The sequence below is a fragment of the Pseudidiomarina andamanensis genome (assembly GCF_009734345.1).
Classification (GTDB): Bacteria; Pseudomonadota; Gammaproteobacteria; order Enterobacterales; family Alteromonadaceae; genus Pseudidiomarina; species Pseudidiomarina andamanensis.
In genome coordinates this window covers 917804-938439 of sequence record NZ_CP032551.1, presented here as the reverse complement: position 1 = coordinate 938439, position 20636 = coordinate 917804, and the positions used below count along the sequence as shown (strand labels likewise).

The 20636-nt window shown below is 44.8% G+C and carries 20 protein-coding genes and 1 pseudogene; 16 read left to right on the top strand and 5 right to left on the bottom strand.

Going from position 1 to position 20636, the window contains the following annotated elements; genetic code table 11:
• The first annotated feature begins 217 nt into the window (after positions 1 to 217).
• The 4 genes and pseudogenes from dcm to D3795_RS04520 all read left to right on the top strand — a co-directional run bounded on the left by dcm (position 218) and on the right by D3795_RS04520 (position 4135).
• The gene (gene dcm / locus D3795_RS04535; protein ID WP_156266627.1) at positions 218 to 1612 is read left to right on the top strand and encodes a DNA (cytosine-5-)-methyltransferase; all 1395 of its coding nucleotides are present in this window, start codon (positions 218 to 220) and stop codon (positions 1610 to 1612) included.
• A gap of 154 nt (positions 1613 to 1766) precedes the next feature.
• On the top strand, positions 1767 to 2507 hold the full coding sequence (locus D3795_RS04530) for a DUF2971 domain-containing protein (protein WP_156266625.1): 741 nt from the start codon (positions 1767 to 1769) through the stop codon (positions 2505 to 2507).
• Positions 2508 to 2639: 132 nt separating this feature from the next.
• Positions 2640 to 3137 (top strand): annotated as a pseudogene (locus D3795_RS04525) (site-specific integrase); the annotation flags it as partial.
• Positions 3134 to 4135: a hypothetical protein gene (locus D3795_RS04520; protein WP_156266621.1), complete on the top strand. Its 1002-nt coding sequence runs from the start codon at positions 3134 to 3136 to the stop codon at positions 4133 to 4135. The pseudogene D3795_RS04525 and the gene D3795_RS04520, both read left to right, overlap by 4 nt.
• A gap of 119 nt (positions 4136 to 4254) precedes the next feature.
• Here D3795_RS04520 and D3795_RS04515 read toward each other — a convergent pair whose 3' ends face one another.
• Complete coding sequence (locus D3795_RS04515; RefSeq protein ID WP_156266619.1) at positions 4255 to 4530, bottom strand: YebG family protein; 276 nt, start codon at positions 4528 to 4530, stop codon at positions 4255 to 4257.
• 90 nt (positions 4531 to 4620) lie between these two features.
• A complete protein-coding gene (locus D3795_RS04510) occupies positions 4621 to 4848 on the bottom strand; it encodes a hypothetical protein (protein ID WP_156266617.1) in 228 nt (75 codons plus the stop codon).
• A 211-nt stretch (positions 4849 to 5059) separates the two neighbouring features.
• On the opposite strand from D3795_RS04510, the gene D3795_RS04505 reads away from it, so the two are divergent.
• Entirely contained in the window at positions 5060 to 5407 is a 348-nt protein-coding gene (locus D3795_RS04505) for a zinc ribbon domain-containing protein YjdM (protein WP_126758518.1), read from the top strand.
• A 19-nt stretch (positions 5408 to 5426) separates the two neighbouring features.
• Here the strand turns inward: D3795_RS04505 and D3795_RS04500 are convergent, their stop codons facing one another.
• Positions 5427 to 5561, bottom strand: coding sequence for a DUF2256 domain-containing protein (locus D3795_RS04500; protein WP_375294517.1), 135 nt, complete (start codon positions 5559 to 5561; stop codon positions 5427 to 5429).
• A gap of 109 nt (positions 5562 to 5670) precedes the next feature.
• Between D3795_RS04500 and D3795_RS04495 the strand changes: the two genes are divergently transcribed.
• The 11 genes from D3795_RS04495 (at position 5671) to murI (ending at position 16274) form a co-directional block, all read left to right on the top strand.
• On the top strand, positions 5671 to 6885 hold the full coding sequence (locus D3795_RS04495) for a permease (protein ID WP_156266615.1): 1215 nt from the start codon (positions 5671 to 5673) through the stop codon (positions 6883 to 6885).
• Positions 6886 to 6935: 50 nt separating this feature from the next.
• Entirely contained in the window at positions 6936 to 7829 is an 894-nt protein-coding gene (locus D3795_RS04490; RefSeq protein ID WP_156266613.1) for an aspartyl protease family protein, read from the top strand.
• A 21-nt stretch (positions 7830 to 7850) separates the two neighbouring features.
• Positions 7851 to 9236: a serine hydrolase domain-containing protein gene (locus D3795_RS04485; RefSeq protein ID WP_156266611.1), complete on the top strand. Its 1386-nt coding sequence runs from the start codon at positions 7851 to 7853 to the stop codon at positions 9234 to 9236.
• 144 nt (positions 9237 to 9380) lie between these two features.
• Positions 9381 to 9980: a thermostable hemolysin gene (locus D3795_RS04480; protein ID WP_156266609.1), complete on the top strand. Its 600-nt coding sequence runs from the start codon at positions 9381 to 9383 to the stop codon at positions 9978 to 9980.
• Positions 9974 to 11410, top strand: a complete 1437-nt coding sequence (locus D3795_RS04475; protein WP_156266607.1) for an AMP-binding protein — start codon at positions 9974 to 9976, stop codon at positions 11408 to 11410. The genes D3795_RS04480 and D3795_RS04475 overlap by 7 nt, the downstream gene beginning before the upstream one ends.
• Positions 11407 to 12096 (top strand): TenA family transcriptional regulator, encoded by a 690-nt coding sequence (locus tag D3795_RS04470; protein WP_156266605.1) that lies wholly within the window; start codon positions 11407 to 11409, stop codon positions 12094 to 12096. The genes D3795_RS04475 and D3795_RS04470 overlap by 4 nt, the downstream gene beginning before the upstream one ends.
• Positions 12093 to 12890, top strand: coding sequence for an SDR family oxidoreductase (locus tag D3795_RS04465; protein WP_126758525.1), 798 nt, complete (start codon positions 12093 to 12095; stop codon positions 12888 to 12890). The genes D3795_RS04470 and D3795_RS04465 overlap by 4 nt, the downstream gene beginning before the upstream one ends.
• Entirely contained in the window at positions 12884 to 13528 is a 645-nt protein-coding gene (locus D3795_RS04460; protein ID WP_375294524.1) for a tetratricopeptide repeat protein, read from the top strand. Before D3795_RS04465 ends, D3795_RS04460 begins: the two co-directional genes overlap by 7 nt.
• Entirely contained in the window at positions 13529 to 14194 is a 666-nt protein-coding gene (locus D3795_RS04455; RefSeq protein ID WP_126758527.1) for a response regulator, read from the top strand.
• Positions 14182 to 15528, top strand: a complete 1347-nt coding sequence (locus D3795_RS04450; RefSeq protein ID WP_310942394.1) for a histidine kinase dimerization/phospho-acceptor domain-containing protein — start codon at positions 14182 to 14184, stop codon at positions 15526 to 15528. Before D3795_RS04455 ends, D3795_RS04450 begins: the two co-directional genes overlap by 13 nt.
• Positions 15525 to 16274 carry a glutamate racemase gene (gene murI / locus D3795_RS04445; protein WP_126758528.1) on the top strand — a complete coding sequence of 250 codons (750 nt, stop codon included), beginning with the start codon at positions 15525 to 15527 and terminating at the stop codon, positions 16272 to 16274. The genes D3795_RS04450 and murI overlap by 4 nt, the downstream gene beginning before the upstream one ends.
• Here the strand turns inward: murI and D3795_RS04440 are convergent.
• Together D3795_RS04440 and D3795_RS04435 are read right to left on the bottom strand one after the other, a co-directional pair.
• Positions 16260 to 18461 carry an EAL domain-containing protein gene (locus D3795_RS04440; RefSeq protein WP_126758529.1) on the bottom strand — a complete coding sequence of 734 codons (2202 nt, stop codon included), beginning with the start codon at positions 18459 to 18461 and terminating at the stop codon, positions 16260 to 16262. The two genes, murI and D3795_RS04440, sit on opposite strands and share 15 nt — an antisense overlap.
• A 141-nt stretch (positions 18462 to 18602) precedes the next feature.
• The gene (locus tag D3795_RS04435) at positions 18603 to 20498 is read right to left on the bottom strand and encodes an LTA synthase family protein (RefSeq protein ID WP_310942393.1); all 1896 of its coding nucleotides are present in this window, start codon (positions 20496 to 20498) and stop codon (positions 18603 to 18605) included.
• Positions 20499 to 20636 lie beyond the last annotated feature (138 nt).

Sequence of the window (20636 nt, the reverse complement as noted above, 5' to 3'; positions counted from 1 at the left end):
TCCAATATTTTTCTATACCAGTTGGCTACATTACCAACATGTAAAGATTAAGTGAATAGCAAAGATTATTGTAAGCATTAACGGAAATATATCTCATAAACTGGCAAGACTGATGATTAAATATACACTGTATAAATGATCAGTTTATTGTTGACGCATTGGAACGATTGTGTGATCTTATATCACATAAATGTCCTAGGGAGCGAGAGTGTACCAGATGAGCTTGAACACAGAAGAACAACAACGAAACGAAATGGCTGATCTAGAAGTCGTTACCAAGTTACTGGAAATATACGACCAAACGTTCCTTGCTGAGTATTTGAATCAGCTTCCAAATAACCGTTGGACGCGAGAGACAATTAACCGATGGGTAAAAGGTAAAGCAGCGCCTAGCTTGACTCACTCAGAGTATCTGCATCTTCTGAAGCTTTTTCCAGAGCCGAAAGTAACACCTGACACTTGTGATTTCCGCTTTATTGATTTATTTGCCGGGATTGGTGGTATTCGTAAAGGCTTCGAAGAGCAGGGTGGGTTATGCGTATTCACAAGCGAGTGGAATAAATTCGCGGTACGTACCTACAAGGCTAACTATGCGTGTGACAATGAATATCACCGATTCAATGAGGATATTCGGGATGTCACACTAAGCGCTGATCCGTCGGTGTCAGATGAGAAAGCTTATGAACACATTGATTCTGTCATTCCTGATCACGATGTATTGCTTGCTGGTTTCCCATGCCAGCCGTTCTCAATTGCTGGGGTGTCGAAGAAAAATGCATTAGGTGTTAAGCATGGGTTTGAATGTGACACCCAAGGTACGTTGTTCTTTGATGTCGCTCGCATCATTGCTGCCAAGCGTCCACCGGCTTTTGTGTTAGAGAACGTTAAGAACTTGAAGAGCCACGACCGTGGTAAAACGTTTAAAGTGATCATGAAAGCTTTGGATGAACTTGGCTATGAAGTTGCTGATGCCAACCATGAAGGGCCAAATGATCCTCGTATTATTGATGGTGCGCACTGGGTGCCTCAGCATCGAGAGCGAATCGTATTGGTTGGCTTTCGGCGGGATTTGAATATTCATCAAGGGTTTACCTTAAGAGATTTAAAAAAGCCATCGAAAGCCACAGCACCAAAGCTAGGGGATATTCTTGAGCCTGAGGTTGACAATAAGTACATATTGACGCCAAACCTATGGGAGTACCTGTTCAACTATGCGAAAAAGCATCAGGAGAAAGGTAATGGTTTCGGATTTGGTTTAGTTGGCCCGAACGATCGAGCGCGTACACTCTCGGCGCGCTATTACAAGGATGGTTCTGAAATTCTGGTCGATCGAGGCTTTGACGCGAGCAAGCCCTTTGATGATCCGCAGAACGTAGCAAACAGACCCCGTCGATTAACCCCGTTAGAGTGTTCGCGACTAATGGGTTTTAGCACGCCAAACGGTAGTGAGTTCGTGATTCCGGTGTCAGATACGCAAGCCTATAAACAATTTGGTAACTCGGTAGTCGTGCCTGTTTTCCGGGCGATTGCAGAGTTGATTAAGCCTAGATTATCGACATTGAAAGTGACAAATCGTGACGTTGACACTACATCGCAAAAGCGAGTTGCATAATAGGACGTGTCATTAATTTAACTGGCTAGCTAAATTTAGAAGTATTTGATGATTCTTCAAGATCCTCAAGGACGTTAATTAGACTAGGAATCCTCAGGATAAGAAAACGAAATTTGAACACTTAAAATCTTTTATCGAGTGCCTTGGGAGGCATATGAAAAATCTTATATACATGCATGACGAATGCCTCGATAAACAGGTCTACAGGATTTTTAAAAAGGAGCATTTATTACAGCTTTTCAAACAAGAGAAAAACATTTTGGCTCATCCGAGTAAATGGGACGACCCCTTCGAAAACCTTCTTATGAAGTCGAAAATCCAAAGTGAAAAAAGCACGCTTGAGACTGAATATCCATTCCATGAAAATACATATGGTCAATGTTGGACGTTGAATTCAGCCTCAGACGCTATGTGGCGCATTTATTCACCTGACTTTGCGGGAATAAGAGTGAGAACAACCATTCGGAAACTACTCTCAAGCATCGAGGCGGCCCATCCTCCACTCGGATATATGACAAGTGGTATTGGGAAGGTTCAGTATTGGTCCCAGAAAAAGCTAATTGACTTTGGACTCGAGATATTTAGTGATTTAGGAATTGCTAATATCAATATTTTCAAGTCACTGTTAATTAAACGCCGTGCCTTTAGCCACGAAAGAGAGGTTCGTCTTTTGTATCATGACGTCTTCAGAAGAGCAAAAAACAGTCTATATTCCTATCCGGTTAGCCCATGTGAACTAATTGATCAACTAATGCTCGATCCCCGATTAACAGCAAAGGAAGCAGCATTACTCAAAGACGAACTATTTGAAGTTACAGGTTTCCCTAAAGGCCGCATCAAAAGATCGTTACTGTACGCCGTTCCAGAGCCTCTAGTTTTTAGAATAAGTGAATAATAGTGACTACCAATGGAGCTGCCTTGTAGCAGTCTGTATTTGATGTATGACGACATCATAGAGTTCAATCGGATGAAAAGCGTTAAAGGAATGCGAACTGAACGCGAATAGGCTAAGGCATTCAATGCCGATGAATATGAACGAATGTTGGAAGTATTCCCAAGGAGCAATGTCCGTGATTTTTACGTGTTCGCATTTGGGACATTTCTAAGAACTGGTGAGCAAATCGGTTTACGGTGGGATAATGTTGATATTGAACGTGGTGTGATTTTCATTCGTGAATCAATTATGAAAGGGCGTAAAGTTGGTACGAAAACCGCCAGTAACCGAACACACGAACTGAATGAGAATGCATTAAATGTTCCGTGGCAATTATTTCACCGCACCGGCTATGTGTTTCTTGACTCCAAAACTGGCAAACGTTGGAAGTATGATGGCGTGCCCGTTGAACGATACTGGCAACCCGCTTTAAAACAGTCTAAAGTCAGATACTTAAAGCCCGATGCATGCCGACATACTTGCGCATCGACGATGCTGACTAACGGTGAAAACCTGATGCGGGTAGCACGGCAACTAGGACATAAAGACCGGGGTATGATACGGAAAGTCTACGAAAGGTGGCTCAGGTGAAATTTAATAATATTAATCTAATTGGGAGAACTCAAAGTGTTTTGTCTAAGTTAAGCACGGCGTATAGTGAGCTAAAGAATAAAGTATCGGACGACTATCAAAAGAATGCGCTTAAGTTTGTTCTCAAAGTCTTGGTTGTAGTAACGGCTATTCTTTTGGTTATTAGTGTGGTTATCAGTTCGAAATATACTATACCGTTGTTAGGTATAACAGGCGCTTTAGCTGCTGCATATACAGGCGCCCATAACGCCCAAATCGTACATGACAAAGACGAACTCAAATCCGAAGTTAACGAAATAACTTTAGTAAATGAATTGATTGAGGATTTATATACCCGATTGATATTAGTGACAGACACGGATGCCGCATTATCATCTTTACTGCGGGGATATGAGTCAGATGCGTTTAGAGCATTCCGAGCCATATTTTCAAAATTGGATGTAAATGACATTACGTATAACTCAATAAAATTTTCAAGATATGGATATTTGCACGGAAGGTTTTCGAAGTACTACGAACCGTTATTTTATGAAGCTGAGACTGGGGATAAAGGCAATATTATCATCGATCTAACAAGGGTCGATTTAGACTTTGTACATTTTTATAAGACATTGCAACTTGCGCTAATTAGAAAGGAATCGATTCTTCAGAATATTGAGCCGAATGAAGATGGAAATCTTCTGATTCCAAATAACAACTTTGAACAAGTAGCTTCAAATACCTCCTTTGCTACAGCAATTGAAACTGTGCTGGAGGAAGCACCAGAAACGGCGGAATACCTATTCAAAGTTACTTCTAAATTAATAATTGCCAGTCAAGAATGTTTTTCAAAACAAGCTATAGCAAAATGTGCAATTTATGACCCAATTGGTATAGTCTATAAAAATCATAAATTTGAAAAGCTCAAAAAAATATTTCCGCCGTATAAAGTACTTGAATCGTCAATCTCTAATTTATTAGAGCAAGATTACATTGAAATTTTAGGCCGAAAAAAATAGCCTCTTGAAAGATAAAGGTAATAGATGGGTTCAACTCCCGCCAGCTCCACCAAATCCTAATAAAACGCCGCTCATGAAGCGGCGTTTTTGTTTTCCGGAATGTGACCGAGCAAACAGTACTAAGCAACCTTACTCACAACCGCTTTCGGCGCAGCTTTTTTCGCAGGTTTCTTCGCGCCAAGGGCAATCAATACCTGATCGCGTTCGCGGGCTAGGAAGAATGCCAAATCTTCAATCGTTTTTTCATCGGTGATGGTTTCGCTACGTTCAAGCAGAGGGAGTAGCTCGTCCACCATGTCCAACATTTTGTCGTAGGCGTCGGCTTCAGCTTTACTGTTAAACGTCATTTTTTCCTCTCCGTTTCGCACAACAACGTATTGGGTTACTACAGCCATGATTCATCCTCTTGGATATTTTAATATACTGTGCATTTATACAGTTATCATGAGCTGCTTGCAACCTTTGCTCTGCAAACGAAGATTAAACTACCGACGACTTCTCAATTTTTTCTTCGCGGCAAGAATTTCATCCAATGGCGCCTCTTGTTCGCCTGGCATATTTTCATCAGATGCAACCTGCAATTCGCGAGCGTCAAATTCCCATTGTTCTAACACTTCAAGCTTTTCATCATCATTGAGGTTACTGTCTTGCACAATGTCGTCAGGCCTTTTATAAACCGCCGATGGATCTCTTAATATAGCGTCGAGTCTCATAACCCCTCCTTAACTCAGTTGAGTTAACTTGAGCAGACACATACTGTGTGTCTGTAAGTCTAGTTGAGTTCAATGAAGTTTCCATGTGCAAAGGGGGCATGACTGGCAACATGGCGTGACAGATAAATTGAACGCCAATGATTCTATTTCTTGCGGCGAAGCGCTATGATCTCGCCACTATAAGCCGCCAAGTTAAATAAGATGTGAAACTATGAGCCTTCCTAATTGCCCGAAATGTGATTCAAGCTATGTGTATGAAGACCAAGCGCTACTAATTTGCCCAGAGTGTGGTCATGAATGGAACCCGAATGAGGTTGTTGAAGATGACGCCATTCAGGTAAAAGATGCGAACGGCACGCCACTCGCTGAAGGCGACAAAGTAACCCTGATTAAAGACCTAAAAGTGAAAGGCTCATCGCTGGTATTGAAAGTTGGTACAAAAGCGGTGATTAAGCGTTTTGTTGAGGGTGACCACGATATCGATTGCAAAGTTGATGGTGCTGGCGACATGATGCTGAAATCGCAATTTGTGAAGCGCCAAGCAGGCAAAGACGATTAAACTATAAATTACTGCCGGCCTAGTGTTTGCTACGCCGGCATCTCTCTGAACAATATTTCACTTCGTCCCAACAACGTTCCCACTTTTTACGCCAAGTAAACGGACGCTGACATACGGGGCATATTTTTGTTGGTAAATCCTGTTTCTTTTTCACTATTCGCTAAAACCCCATCGAATAAACTATCTAAACAATGCTTAAATTTGACCCCATCTGCTGCGATTGATACGGTAAAAACACGATTTCTCAAATATAAGGCGCACACATGGACAGCTTTTTGCATACGTGGGGTCAATCAGTTTATACCAGTTTTGGATTTTTCTGGATGGCACTGTGGGCATTCGTGCTCGGTTATTTTATTAGTAGCCTGATTCAAGTATTAATAACGAAGCAACGTATGCGCCGAGCCATGGGCGATAACAATTTAAAATCAGTATCTCTCGCAACGTTTTTTGGTTTTATCTCCAGTTCATGTAGCTTCGCGGCACTTTCCACTACGCGTGCGTTGTTCAATAAAGGCGCTGCATTTAGTGCCTCGATGGCATTTATGTTGGCGTCTACCAATTTAGTTATCGAGCTTGGCTTTGTCATTTCTATATTTCTTGGTTGGCAATTTGTGGTGGGGGAATATGTTGGGGGCTTGCTACTAATTGCACTGGTGTGGCTATTCATTACGGTGACAAAGCCAGCCAAATTAATTGAACAAGCGCGCGAAAACGACGATGACGATGGCCATGAACATGGCAACACGTGGTCGGATTTATTTGAGCGAGATACATGGCGTCAAGTCGGCCACAAATATGTCATGGAATGGCAAATGGTATGGCAGGACATTTTACTCGGTTTCACTGTGGCGGGAGTTATTTCCGCTTTTGTACCGAGCAGTTTTTTCGAGTGGCTATTTTTGGGTGTTGGTGGCGATGCTGAATTAAACTTTTGGGCGCTGCTACAGCAAGCTGTGGTGGGACCAATTGCTGCATTTTTCACGTTTATTGGCTCGATGGGTAACATTCCATTAGCTGCCGTTCTTTTCGGCGAAGGTGTCGCCTTTGCCGGCGTGATGGCGTTTATTTTCTCTGACCTCATTGTTTGGCCAGTGTTACGCATTAATGCACGTTATTACGGCTGGAAAATGGCGTTGTATATTGCACTGATGCTGTTCGTCTGCTTGGTAACTGCCTCGTTGCTCATGCACTACGGTTTATATTGGTTTGATTTACTGCCTAATGTGTCACAGTGGACATCGCCTGCTGAGCAAGAACACTTTCAATTGAACTACGGATTTGTACTGAACATTTTATTTTTAGTCATTAGCGGGCTATTAGTCATGCTTTGGAATCAACACCGCCAGCACAGCGAACACCATCATCACGACCATGGTGGTTCATCTGGTATTGGCGCACAAATCATGAATGTATTGAGCGCGTTAAGTGTGGTTTGGTTAGTCGGTGGTCTTTGCATTTATTTGCTTGACTTGTAACCAAATTTTAACGAGCATCCAATTATTACAACAATAAAGGAATTCTTATCGTGCGCACTATACTAATCATTATCAGCTTCATATTTTCAGCGTCTGCAATGGCCGGCGTTTCCGCTTGGGTGCCATTTGAACAAGACAATGGACATATTCGTGTAAAGGTGACGATAGAAGGTGTTGAAGGTTGGGCCATTATGGATTCGGGGGCGAATATTAATGGTATAAACCAGGCGTTTATTGAAAAACACGGGCTAACTCCTAAGCAACACCGCAGTAAGATAAAAGTGAAGGGCGTTCACGGTGTTAAGGAGCGCATTGCTTATCGCGATGTCAAAACCGAAATGTTCGGCCAAAACCTTGAGTTAGATTACGTTGAACTCAACTTTGGCGGTGAAGATACAGCAATTATTCTTGGTGCGCCTGTGCTCGAGCAATATGTGTTGCAGTTTGACTATCCGAACAGCCGCATGCGGTTTGTTGATCATGATTCTATTGATATGGCCAATGTCAAAAACTTACCTATGCGCCCGCGCCGCGGTATTGGCGATCCGATTGTGAAGGTCAGTTTAAACGGTGAAACCGAGGTATGGCTTATTCTTGATACCGGCAGTAACAGCGGTGTTTATCTCAATCGTGAAGTGGCTGAAGACCATGGTTGGCTAGAAAAATTTCCGGTAACCCAAGGTATTTCAAGAGGCGTCAATACAACTGGCAACGTCGACATGTTCCGTATTCCAACCTTAGGTTTTGGTCCATTTTTATTAGAAAATGTGGGTATTACGGTACCTGAGGCTGGAGTTAATGCGACGTTTGGTGAGGCTGAAGATGAGCTCAATACTCGAGTCGGAAGTGTTCGCGTGGATGGCTTAATTGGTTATGATGTGCTGCAACACTTTATTCTAACCATCGACTATAAATTTGGTCGCGGGCATATTCACGCAGAGTAACTCGGTTAAAGAGGTTTGCTTATGAAAAAGCGCATCGTATCGTTGTTTGTATTGCCATTAGCTGTGGCTACATTTGCGGCTCAGGGGCAAGAGTCAGACACGACGATAAATGCCTATGCGGCAGGTTATGTTGCTGGCTACACGTGTAGCGCAACTTTTAATGCTAATAAATCTGAAGCAGCTATTCGTGAGCATGAGCTGACTGGTATTTATTCATTGGTTGCCGACAAAGTTGCAGCAATGAAGGCGATGGTTGATCGCGAGAATAAATTAGTTCGCGTTGCTTATGATAATGGTCAACGCGAACGTATTTCGGTGTGGCGACCTCGGTTAGGGTGTGTTGATCTTCCAGTCGGCGCAACGATTGCGGACGCCGATAAGGTTTCACGTCCTTTTGCAGATTCTGCAGTTGAAAAAGACAGCGGCGAGCCGTGGCAGGAGCGCCAACCGGTTAATCACGTTACTGGCAATTTAGAACTTGATGGCGTGATTCAAAAAGCATTTTCAAAACATTATGGCGCAGGTGCGCGAACTACGGCGATTTTGATTGCGACACCAGAGAAAATTATTGCTGAAAATTATCTTGATGGTTTCACGCCAGAAACGTCTCAGCGTACTTGGTCGGTGGCGAAGAGCATTGCAGCAAGTGTGGTTGGCGCAGCGGTGTTGCATCGTAATGTTGATGTCAAAGCGTCGGCTAATGTCGCGAATTGGCAGTCAGCGCTCGACCCGCGTCGGAATATTACACTGGAACATTTGTTGCATATGGCATCGGGGCTAGACAGTAATGCGGCAGGCAACCGTACCGACCGTGTTTATATGGGCGGTGGTCGGGTTATTGATACAGCAACCACAACAGCACTGGAAGTGACGCCAGGCACTCGTTGGAAGTACGCCAATAACGATACCATGTTAGCGATGCGTGCGGTGCGAGAGGGCTTTGAAAACGCTGACGATTACCTCAAATTCCCATATGACATGCTGTTAGACAAAATTGGCATGGCGCATACGTTCCTAGAAACCGATTGGAACGACGATTTTATTATGTCGTCGCAGGTATGGACAACTGCACGTGATTTAGCTCGATTAGGCGTTCTGCATGTACAAAACGGTATGTGGAAGGGCGAGCGTGTGTTGCCAGAAAATTGGTTAACCTATATTAGTACGCCTGCACCAGCGCAACCGCCTGAATCGTCGCCAGGTTATGGCGCACAATGGTGGCTTTATAATGAGCGCTTCCCAGAATTGCCGAACGATACCATTGCCGCCCGCGGGAACCGTGGCCAGTTTTTGGTCATTATTCCGAGTGAAAACCTTGTGGTGGTGCGTCGGGGCTACGATATGGCCGGCGAACCAGGGTTCAATGAGCATGATTTCGTTCGTGATGTGTTAAAGGCATTAAAATAATTTGCAAAAAATAGACAACGTAGGGAACCTCCTTACGTTGTCTGATTACAAAATATCCATTTTTCTTTTAAGAATTCCTTAAGGTTTCCCCCCTAATCTTACTGCATGACTAATTAGCACTTATTCCTTTAAGGGGATTTGCTTATGCAGTATGAACTGATTAACCGTTCTCACAGCCGTCGGCATGATGTTGAACACTTTATTTGTGAGCGGTATTGGATAAGCTTTAAAGCTTGTCTGCAAAGCCTGCCTGATATTCTGCTGGTCATTCTTGAAGACAATGCCATTGTTGCGGCATGCGGTATTCAGCTTGCTGACCAACGCGCATTATTTTCTGAATACTATTTAGATGTGCCTGTTGAGTTCTATGAAGTAGCGAATCAAGCGATGCCGGCGCGTGAAAAAATCGCTGAGGTTGGGTCTATGGCGGCAATTTCGGCGGACTACCTTCCTGATCTCTTTGTTGCCATCGTTAAAGCGCTCACTGAGCTTCAACGTGATGTGGTTGTATTTACGGCAACACGTTACCTCAATATAAAGCTAGCTCGTTCTGGTATTACGTTAACCACACTCGCTCACGCAAACGAATCAGCGTTGCCATTATCGTTGCAAGATATTTGGGGTGACTATTACCAACATCAGCCCATGGTTTTTGCTGGTTGGGTGGCGCAGGGGAAGCACTTGAAAGTGCCGCAACAAACTAGTCCGCGTACATCCAACCGTGTGGAGGCAATTGCATGCTAGAGAATTTTAAGCAGCGCCTGGCTGATTATGCTCAAACGCGGTCATCTCAGAATGCATTAGCGGATGAAACTATCTCAATAACTTATGCGCAGTTGTGGGAACGCGTGCAGCAGTTGATGGCTGTGATTCAACAGACGCCATATCAGCGTATTGCCTTAGATATGGAAAATAGCGTGAACTGGGTTGTTTACGATCTCGCGATATTTTTCAGTGAGCGCGTTTGTATACCGATTCCGCCATTTTTTACTGCTCAACAACGCATGAATATGTTGCGCGATAGCGGCGCTGAGGTTGTTATTTTAGCAAACGGAAAGATGCAGCCGTTATCGCACGATAGACCTCCTAATTTGCCGCATAACTTGCCGTATGGCACGGCGAAAATCACTTATACATCAGGCAGTACCGGTGCGCCGAAAGGCGTCTGCTTGTCCGCCGATAATATGCTCAAAACGGTTGCGGCGCTTGCTGAGCGAGTCGGCAACGTTGATACCCAGCGGCATCTTGTTTTGATGCCGTTGGCGGTGTTACTGGAAAACGTCGCGGGCGTCTACTTGAGCCTATGGTTGGGGCACGAAGTTATTCTTGCATCGTCGGAAAACCTTGGGTTAACGGGCTCATCATCACTTGATTTATACGTGTTTAACTCAGCGTTGAAGCACCACAACGCGCAGAGCTTAATTCTTACCCCGGGGCTTTTGGCTGCTGTCGTTCATGGTGTGATGACAGCTCAACTTGATCCAACGTCCTTCAAGTTGCTAGCGGTGGGTGGTGCGCGCCTTTCTGAACCTACAGAGCGTCAAGCCTATGCGCTTGGGCTCCCGTTGTTGCAAGGCTATGGCTTATCGGAATTGGGTTCAGTTGTGTCATTTAATCAGCCTAACAAACCAGCGCTTGGAACGGTGGGCAAGCCCCTGTCTCACGCCCATGTTGAGATAAAAGACAATGAGGTATGGGTATCAGGAAACTGTATGTTGGGTTATCTCAACCAACCGCAAACATGGTATCCCAAGGCGCTTCCGACAGGTGATTTAGGACAGTTTGACGAACTCGGCAATCTGCAGCTGTTGGGCAGAAAGAAAAATACCATCGTGACCGCCTATGGGCGCAATGTTGATCCGGAATGGGTAGAGGGATTACTCACGCTTGAGCCTGAAGTTTTGCAAGCCGCCGTGCTCGGTGATGAAGAACTACCGCTCACCGCGTTGTTAGTTCCGTGTGCCAATAACATTGATGCTGAGATGATTATCGAACGTATCAACCGAGATTTACCGGATTACGCAAAAATACGCCAATTCAAACTACTGACAACACCATTTACCGTTGCTAATGAACAGTTAACGGGAACCGGTAGGTTACGTCGCGAAGTTATTCGCGCTCACTATGAATCCATGCTTTTCGCAAATACCAAGTCTTATGAGGTAACTTTATGACTTTTTTCAATGAATTATGTAAATCCACAGAGGCTGAGCAACAGTATTTGCTGAGCGCTCCGATTATTGCCGAGGCATTGGCTGGGCGTATCACATTGGCTCAATATCAAGCCTTTCTAACCCAAGCATTTCACCATGTGAAGCACACAACACCGCTGTTGATGCGTGCGGGTAGCCGTATTTCACATCAGCATGAATGGATGCGTCGCGCGATTATTGAGTACATCAATGAGGAATACGGCCATGAGCGCTGGATACTCAATGATTTAAAAGCAACTGGATTATCGCCAAAGTTAATTGAACAGAGCGAGCCACACACCAGCACAGCGGCGATGGTGGCATTGGTGTATCACCACATTGACGATATTCACCCGGCGTCATTCTTCGGTATGGCTCACGTGCTTGAAGGAACTAGCGTCAAACTGGCTACCCAAGCAGCCGGCAAGATCCAAGCGCAGTTAAATCTGCCGAATTCCGCATTTAGCTATTTGTTGTCGCATGGCGACCTTGATCAAGAGCATGTCGCGTTCTTTGAAACCCTGATGAACAAAGTGACTGAGGCGGCGGCTCAAGACGCCATTATCACCACGGCGAAACATGTTTACCGACTCTATGGCGATATGTTTCGTGCAATACCAAGCTTAGCGAGTGAGCAACCATCAATGAATGTTGAGCTTGCGTCATGACGACCCTGAACTGGCAACAGCATCACATTCTACTGACGGGCGCTACGGGTGGTCTCGGTCAAGCTTTATGCCGACAACTGACTGACAAAGGCGCTCGGGTGACGCTCATTGGGCGTCATCTTGGTCGGTTAGAAGAACTTGCGAGTGCGTTGCAACAACCCTTTTTGCATGCCGATGTGTTAGCTGATGACTTTATTGAATGCGTTGATGTTTATATTAAAGCGCAGAACGATTACCCAGTCACCGCGCTGATAAACAATGCGGCGGTCACTTACGTTGGGCAATTTGAGATGGCTCCGCGAGGCGATATTGAGCGGGTCGTTCAAACCAATTTAATTCGACCCATACAATTATGCCATCTGGTGTTACCTCAACTACCAAGTCATGGTTGGGTGATGAACATTGGTTCGGTGTTCGGTGCAATTGGCTTTCCCGGGCAGGCTCTCTACAACGCTTCAAAATTCGGGTTACGCGGATTTTCGCAGGGACTACAGCGTGAACGTGATGGTAATCAAGCTCGTGTCTTTTACTGCGCACCTCGCGCGATTAAAACGCCACTAAATGACGGCTTGATGGCGTCGATGAACCGCGCGCTTAAAACATCTCAAGACAGCCCTGAGCTCGTTGCGCAACAGGTAATAAAGCAACTTGAAAAGGGCACTCTCAATACCACGATTGGTTGGCCCGAGAAATTATTTGTGCGGCTGAATGGGCTTATTCCTAGCCTTATTGACAGCAGCATGAAAAAGCCTCGGCAACTTCTTAAACAGCTCACCAAAGGAGCATTATCATGAAATTATCAACAATTATTTTAACGACGGTTTTATTCATTGGGGTGTCGACTTCAACGTACGCTCAAGAATCAACGCTAGCGCAAATTCAAAGCCGCTGGGCGGAAGTAAATTATACCCTTGAGGTTGATCAGCAAGAACAGGCGTTTGAAGCGTTACTGAATGATGCTTCGGCTTGGACTGAGGCCGAACCTAATAACGCGGAGGCATTTATTTGGCGCGGTATTATCCAAAGCACGTTTGCTGGTGCGAAAGGAGGGCTGGGTGCACTTGGCCTGGCAAAAGACGCACGCAAATCATTGGAACACGCTTTAGAAATTGACCCGCAAGCATTGCAAGGATCTGCTTATGGCAGTTTAGGAACGCTTTATTACAAAGTGCCTGGTTGGCCACTTGGCTTTGGTAGCGATAAAAAAGCTGAGGAATATCTGCTGAAAGCATTAGAGATAAACCCAAATGGTATTGACCCCAACTACTTTTACGCCGACTATTTGTACGAACAAGGAAAATACACACGTGCACAACAGGTTGCTGAGCGCGCATTACAAGCGCCACCAAGACCTCAACGTGCGTTAGCCGATGCGCAGCGACGGATTGAAGTGGAAGCGTTGCTTGCGAAAATAGCAAAAAAGGTTGGTTAAATGCGGGTTCTTCTGGTTGAAGATGATGCGTTACTTGGTCAGGCAGTTCAGTTAGGGCTGTCTGACCGAGAGTTTTCAGTGCATTGGGTGCGCACGGGTGGGGCGGCAGTTTCAGAGCTCAACCATAACGAGTACGATGCGATGGTACTGGACCTTGGCCTGCCAGATTTGGATGGCTCGCGCGTGTTGAGTAGTTCACGTAAGCGTGGTGTGACGATTCCTATATTGATTTTAACCGCACGTGATCAAGTGCACGACAAGATAGCGCATCTTGATGCTGGTGCGGACGATTATCTTACCAAGCCTTTTGATATGAATGAGTTGGCTGCGCGACTGCGGGCGCTTTGTCGACGTCAACTGGGTCAAGCTTCGGCGGACATTAAGGTTGGTCCAATTATGCTCAATACCAACACCCGAGATGTTCGTGTTGCCGATGCACCTTTGAGTTTATCGCGACGAGAATTTGAGTTGTTAAAAACGTTGATGTCGGCGCCAGAGCGAGTTTTGAGTCGCGATCGGTTAGAAACTGCGGTATTTCAAGGCGAAACAGAAATTGAAAGTAATGCACTTGAAGTACACGTATCAAACTTGCGGCGTAAATTAGGACATAAAGAGTGGATAGAAACCATTCGAGGCATTGGATACCGATTAAAATGCAATTCATAACGTCGCTAAGAACCAAATTCCGCTCGATTCGTCGACGCATTTTAGTCTTTGTTTCTGCCGTATATTTGATGAGCTCTGGCTTATCTGCTTTGTGGATTTATTATGAGGTGAGTCACGAAGTTGATGAGTTATTTGACGCCGAAATGGTGCAGCAAGCAAAGACGTTAGCAGCATTCTTACCAGAGCAACTCTCTGAGCAACATATCGATGCCGAGTTGGAAATTGTTGGCGATGCCAGCAATCATGAATACGAAGATAAATTATCGTATCGAATTACCAACACGACGTCGTCCTGGACACTTTCAACGCGAGGGGCGCCAACGAAAGCTTCCGCGCCTTTTCAAATTGGTTTTAGCGAGTTTAACCTCAATGGCCGACTTTGGCATGCCTTTGGAATGATGTCTGGGAATTACCAAGTTCTGTTGTTGCAAGAAGACAGCTTTCGTTCGGAACTGCGTTCAGATCTTACCATCGATACATTAGTTCCGGTGCTGTTGTTGTTGCCACTTATGCTGTGGTTAGGCTGGTGGACGATTAATCAAAGTTTTGTCAGCTTTCAACGCTTGGCAACAAGCCTTCGGAAGCGTCGCCCCGATGATTACAGTGCGTTTGAGCCTGCGAACGATGATGAAGAGGTTGCGGTAGTCAAACAGGGGCTGAATTATTATTTGGCCCGCATTGAACAAACGTTCCACCGTGAACGGCGCTTTTCTGCGGATGCGGCACATGAGTTGCGGACGCCCCTAGCAAGCTTAAAGGCCAGTCTTCAGAATCTTATTTCCAGTAAGAAGACGATTGAAAAGCCACAGTTGGAAGCACTTCTAACGAGTACTGATCGGTTAATTCAACTGGTCGAGAGTTTACTGTTGTTATCGAAGACAGAACTGCCTCCAGCCGCGGTTGAACACGTAAATATCGCGAAAGAAGTGCGCCAAATCGTCGCTGATTTCTACAGTCGGGCTGAACAAAGAGATTTGAATTTTGAGGTCAGCCTACCGGAGGCCGTTGGTGTATCAGGTAGTAGTGATTATTGGCGAGTACTCCTGGCAAATATCATTGATAACGCCATTAAGTATGCACCAAGCGGAGCAACGATTGAAATTGAGTCACAACAAAACAACCTGCAAGTTAAAAATCCAATTGTGGATGACCACGGTGTTGATTTAGAGCGGTTAAGCGAACGTTTTTATCGCGGTAAACACCTTGATGTACAGGGTGCCGGACTTGGTTTAAGTATTGTGCAAAACTTGGCGCGACAACTGGGTATTTCGGTTGAGTTTAGTCAACAACAACAGTATTTTATCTGCCGCATTCATTGGGGAGATAATTCGTGAAAGTAGGGGTTTTTGATAGTGGTGTTGGCGGTTTAACCGTTGCTAAGGCATTGCAACACAGCGGCTGCTTTAGTGAGCTGTTGTATTACGGTGACACTGCACGCGTTCCGTACGGTAATAAAGACAAAAATACCGTCACCCGTTACGCGCTAGAAGCCGTCGAATTCTTCAATGGTGCGGATGTCGATTGTCTTGTCGTGGCATGTAATACGGTCAGTGTGACCGCACTTGAGGCCATGCGGCAATTCTCGAATAAACCAGTATATGGCGTCGTGGAACCAGGCGTTTTGGCATTACAGCAGCTCGGGTTAGAGGTGGAAACATCTCGAGTTCTCATAATCGCAACGCGCTCGACCATCAACTCCGGTGTTTATCAGAGTCACATTGCCGCTCTTGGCTATGCGCATATCGATGCTATTGCCACACCGTTGTTTGTGCCGATTGTCGAAGAGGCGTTATTTTCGGGGGCTATTCTTGAAGAAACCATGCGCCATTATTTTTCAGAATTAACAACGCCTGATGTGGTGTTACTTGGTTGTACACACTTTCCGTTAATTGCTGACCAAATCTCTCATTTCTGGGGTGGCGTGAAAACCATTCATTCAGGGGAAGCGATGGTCAGTTGGTTACGTGACAAACTTGAGCTTGAGGCCAAGTATGCGCAAACGCCAATACGTATTCTTGCTTCGGAAAATGTCGCCGCGGTGAAGCGCACCGCGGAACATTGGGGATTAGGCCTCGCCTGATGCTTTGAGTTTGGGTGAGCTTTTTAAAAACTCTATTAAGTCACTTTCTGGAATCGGTCGGGAAAACACAAACCCTTGAATAGTCTCGCACTTCATGTCGCGCAATATCTCAACGGTTTCGTGTTCTTCGACGCCTTCAGCGGTCACCGATAATCCCAGAGTGTGAGCTAGTTCAATCGTCGACTTAACAATTTTATGATTGCGCTCGTTGTTCGCAATGTCATACACATAACTTCTATCAAGCTTAATTTCCGAAACGGGAAATTTGCTCAGGTAGGACAGTGACGAATTGCCGGTACCAAAATCATCAACCGAACAACTGATTCCAAGATCATTCATTTTGGACAGAACATAAAGAGCTCGTTCGGAATCATCGATCAAGCCGGTTTCAGTGATTTCAAGTTGAATACAATGTGGGTCAATATCTTTAACGGCATGACGCATAAAACTCACAAAACCGAGCTCTGTCAGATCACGCGTTGATACGTTAATGCTGATCACTAACCCCGTACGACATAAATTATGTCTCGCCATCATCGCGATAGTTTCTGTTATCACCCAACGGGTCACTTGCGTGACAAATCCGGTTTCTTCTAACAATGGAATAAATTTGCTTGGTGGTACTAAACCCAGCTGCGGGTGCTGCCAGCGTAATAACGCTTCAGCTCCCTTGACTGCATTGTCTGAGAGGCTGTACTTCGGTTGGTAGTGCAGGAAGAAGTCACGCGTTCCAGCTTGATGAAAGTCTTTCAAGAGACGTAAGTCATCGGCGTTTGGCTCAAGTCCGGGGCTATAAACCACCCATAATTTATGTTTCTTCTGTGAAACAGATACTGCGGTAAGAACTTGGCGCAGTAATTCTTGTGCGTCTGGTGGTTCAGCAAAGCTCAATTGAGAATTGCGAATGAGTCCAAATGCCAGCAATGGCTCGAAATCAATCGATTTGAACTTTAACGGTTGCATTGCTAAATCAACAATCTGTTCGTTGGTCAAATGAGAATCGGCAACGGCTGCGAAAAGGCCAACACCAAAGTGGGCAGCGTTTTTAAATCCGTTTTTTTGCAGGCGCTCGGCAAACTCAATCATCAGGTCAGTGGCAATGTTGTAACCGAACACCGAAGTAATTGAATCAATATTCGCGATACGAATACCTACCACGGTTGGGCTAACTTCTGGCGCAGCAAGAATTTCTTGATCAAGTTTTTCGGTAAACGCGGGCCGGTTTAGTAACCCAGTTATCGCATCATGTTGTGAAAGGTAGTGAAGTTTCTTTTGGAGTATCGTCTTAGCCGCAAGCTCTTGCTGAATACGATACGTTTTGCGTGCAACTTGTTTCTTGAGTAAGTAAGTCCAGAAAAACCCAAAGCCCGCAATCAATAACAAGCTGATTAACAACCAACCTAAGGCGCGTAAGTTGTCGGAAAGGGTTCGCTCCTGCCACTCTAGTTGTTGAACCCAACGCTGATAAACTGCTTGATAAGTTCCATTAACTTGTAACATCGCCAAATTCTCATTGAGGCGATTAAGTAATGCGGTATTGCCTTTCTTAACACCAAAAGCATAAGACTGCGGCCAAAATGGTGGACTCGATTGAATTAGGTCGAGATTATAATTCGTGATCAAATGACGTGACGTTGTGGTTACTTCAACGCAAGCATCTACTTGTTTAGTCTGTACCATCTGCAAACAATTGAGCTCATCGCTGGCCTGAATCACTTCAAAATTTTGCGGCGTATCGGTTAACTGCTGTGCAGCGAAAGCTCCTGCAGCTACCGCAACGCGCTTGCCTTTAAGTTGAGAAAAGCTACCGAATTGCTTGCCAGAGCGGTGAGAGAAAATACCATGGGCAACGTAATAAAAAGGCTCAGTGAAATCAAAGTAGGCACTTCGTGCTTCTGATGGGATTAACGCAACGGCATCGGCTTCTCCGGTTAAAACCAATCCAAGCGCCTGATTCCATGGGATTAAACGTTGCTCAATATTAAACTCACCAGCATTCGCTAATTCTTGCTCGAGGTCTGTGATGAATCCTTGAGCCTGATTATTTTCGTCAAGCCATTGTAGCGGAGGGTAGTACTGCGAACCGGTGAAAATAATGGTGTCATTGTTTTGAGCAATTGAGGTGTGTGAAAGCAACCCGACGAGCAGGCAAAATGTTAACGATAAATTCGTTCGCTTCCACGGCATAACCAACAACCTTAAATGTTAAGTAAGTTATTGGTTTAGAATGGCATATTATTCCAAGAAAGCAATTTTTTGCGGGTAGAAATTACCGCACTGTAAGCTTTTCTTGTTCACGTCGATTATCGAGAGTGACAATCGCAAGAATTAAGGCATGGCTTTGGGAACATAATAAACTCGCTTTTCATACAAAACAGATGATGCCATTGCATGAGCCTGAATCCGCTCTATGCGTTTTGGCGATAACGGTTTATTTGACGGTAACTGTCGTTTTTTAGCTCGATCATAAACGAACTCATGTGTTTCTTTATCTGTTGTTAAAACAGTAAAATCTTTGCCTTCTAACCAACCAAAATTATCACCGAATTGCATCATTGCACGATTGGCTGGTGCTATGTCAGAACGACTCAAATCCTGTCCTAATGTTGGAAGGTAGGCACTCACGCCAGCGAGTGATAAAAGTGTTGGAGCAAGATCAATTTGGCTAGCGACCGCAGTGATTTTATGCGGCGAGATATCAGCGCCCAGAATGACACCAGGAATGTGAAATTTAGAAAGCGGAATTAACTCATCACCATAAACGCGAGTATCGTGATCGGCAACCACTAGAAATAACGTGTTTTGCCAATAATTGCTCTGCATAGCTTGCGAGAAAAATTCACCGAGTGCGTGGTCGGCGTATTTTACAGCATTGTTCACCGTATGTTGCGGCTGCTCTAACGGGCCTATCTCACCGTCTGGAAATTCAAATGGCTCATGATTCGACGAGCTAAACGCTAATGTAAATGTCGGTTCATGACGTTGCTCCGCCGCATTCAGACGCTCATGTAGTTTTTTAAACAAATCTTGATCACTAACCCCCCAGCTTCCAACGAATAAGGGGTTCTCGAAGTCATCTTGGTCAATGATAGTGCTGAATCCGTTGCCGCTAAAGAATGCCGCCATATTGTCGAAATGGGCTTCACCGCCGTAGATAAATTCTGTGTGATAGCCTTCACGCTTGAGCGTATCCGCTATTGTATAAAAGTAGCGCTGTGAATTAGATAGTTTCACTGTGCTTCGCGCCCGCGAGGGGAGAAACCCAGAAACGACGGCTTCAATACCGCGAACAGATCGAATACCTGTCGCATAAAGGTTTTCAAACCACCAACCATGTTGTTTGAGTTGTTCTAAGTTCGGCGTTGCTGCAATACCTCCAAGCGATTCGACAAACGTTGCGCCAAGGCTTTCTTCTAAAATGATGACAATGTTTAATGGCTGCTCGCGTTGCGACGTAGCAGGCTGAAAATGAACAGTGGGATAGTCCTTGAGAGGAAATTGAGCGTGTTGTAAGTGGGGCTCAGAAGTTATGATTTGAATAACTTTTTCGTCACTCAAATCTCCATACACACGGTTCGCTTTAGCTTCATGCTTTAAATTGTAGGCCGCATAGGCCACAGAATAACTCGAGTTAATCAGCAAGCTATTCACCAAGGCATCACTGGTGACAGCAAAAAATGCCGGATTAGCGGGACGGTGAGCTAACGTGGACCGAATGCCGAAGAGTGTTATAACGACGATAAAGGGCCAAAGTAGCCAAGCGACACCGTGATGTGGTGTTCGAGCTCGTAAACGGTGAGAAAGATGTTTCGTGACAATCGTTAAGGAATAGATAGTGATTGTTAAAGTAATGCCGCCTATTAAAAGCCAGCCACGAAATCCTTGCCACAGCGTACCGATGACTTCTTTTGGATAAAGCAAATATTCGAAGAATAAGCGATTAGGACGCGAGTCATATTGTAATAAAAAGGCCGGAGTCGATACTTCCATAAACAACATGACGCTGAAACAAAAGGCGAACCATAATAAACTGAAACGCACCCAGGTGTGGTGAAAATGTGACGAATTGAGTAACGGAAATAATAGCAACGGAATCAGGGTGAAATAACCGACTTGAATGATATCGGCACGGATACCCAGCAAAAAATAATTCGGCAGGTCGGTTGCGGCTAAAATCCGTTCGTCGAACAAGATAAAATAGCCAAGTCGAAACAGACTCAGCATAATGAGACTACTTACTGTGAACATAAACACAGGGTAGTAACTTGTTGCTCCTGATTTAAGCGCCTTTAGCATAATTTATTACCTAGTTTCTCTAATAAAATCAGGGTAATTAAGAAGCCTTAAGGCAAGCTTAAGAAA

Excerpts from the sequence above, each read along its gene's own strand:
- D3795_RS04465 (WP_126758525.1), top strand. The coding sequence starts at position 12,093 with ATGACGACCCTGAACTGGCAACAGCATCACATTCTACTGACGGGCGCT.
- D3795_RS04510 (WP_156266617.1), bottom strand. The coding sequence starts at position 4,848 with ATGAGACTCGACGCTATATTAAGAGATCCATCGGCGGTTTATAAAAGG.
- D3795_RS04435 (WP_310942393.1), bottom strand. The coding sequence starts at position 20,498 with ATGCTGAGTCTGTTTCGACTTGGCTATTTTATCTTGTTCGACGAACGG.
- D3795_RS04455 (WP_126758527.1), top strand. The coding sequence starts at position 13,529 with ATGCGGGTTCTTCTGGTTGAAGATGATGCGTTACTTGGTCAGGCAGTT.
- dcm (WP_156266627.1), top strand. The coding sequence starts at position 218 with ATGAGCTTGAACACAGAAGAACAACAACGAAACGAAATGGCTGATCTA.
- D3795_RS04495 (WP_156266615.1), top strand. The coding sequence starts at position 5,671 with ATGGACAGCTTTTTGCATACGTGGGGTCAATCAGTTTATACCAGTTTT.
- D3795_RS04505 (WP_126758518.1), top strand. The coding sequence starts at position 5,060 with ATGAGCCTTCCTAATTGCCCGAAATGTGATTCAAGCTATGTGTATGAA.
- D3795_RS04485 (WP_156266611.1), top strand. The coding sequence starts at position 7,851 with ATGAAAAAGCGCATCGTATCGTTGTTTGTATTGCCATTAGCTGTGGCT.
- D3795_RS04450 (WP_310942394.1), top strand. The coding sequence starts at position 14,182 with ATGCAATTCATAACGTCGCTAAGAACCAAATTCCGCTCGATTCGTCGA.
- D3795_RS04475 (WP_156266607.1), top strand. The coding sequence starts at position 9,974 with ATGCTAGAGAATTTTAAGCAGCGCCTGGCTGATTATGCTCAAACGCGG.
- D3795_RS04530 (WP_156266625.1), top strand. The coding sequence starts at position 1,767 with ATGAAAAATCTTATATACATGCATGACGAATGCCTCGATAAACAGGTC.
- D3795_RS04440 (WP_126758529.1), bottom strand. The coding sequence starts at position 18,461 with ATGCCGTGGAAGCGAACGAATTTATCGTTAACATTTTGCCTGCTCGTC.
- D3795_RS04470 (WP_156266605.1), top strand. The coding sequence starts at position 11,407 with ATGACTTTTTTCAATGAATTATGTAAATCCACAGAGGCTGAGCAACAG.
- D3795_RS04480 (WP_156266609.1), top strand. The coding sequence starts at position 9,381 with ATGCAGTATGAACTGATTAACCGTTCTCACAGCCGTCGGCATGATGTT.
- D3795_RS04515 (WP_156266619.1), bottom strand. The coding sequence starts at position 4,530 with ATGGCTGTAGTAACCCAATACGTTGTTGTGCGAAACGGAGAGGAAAAA.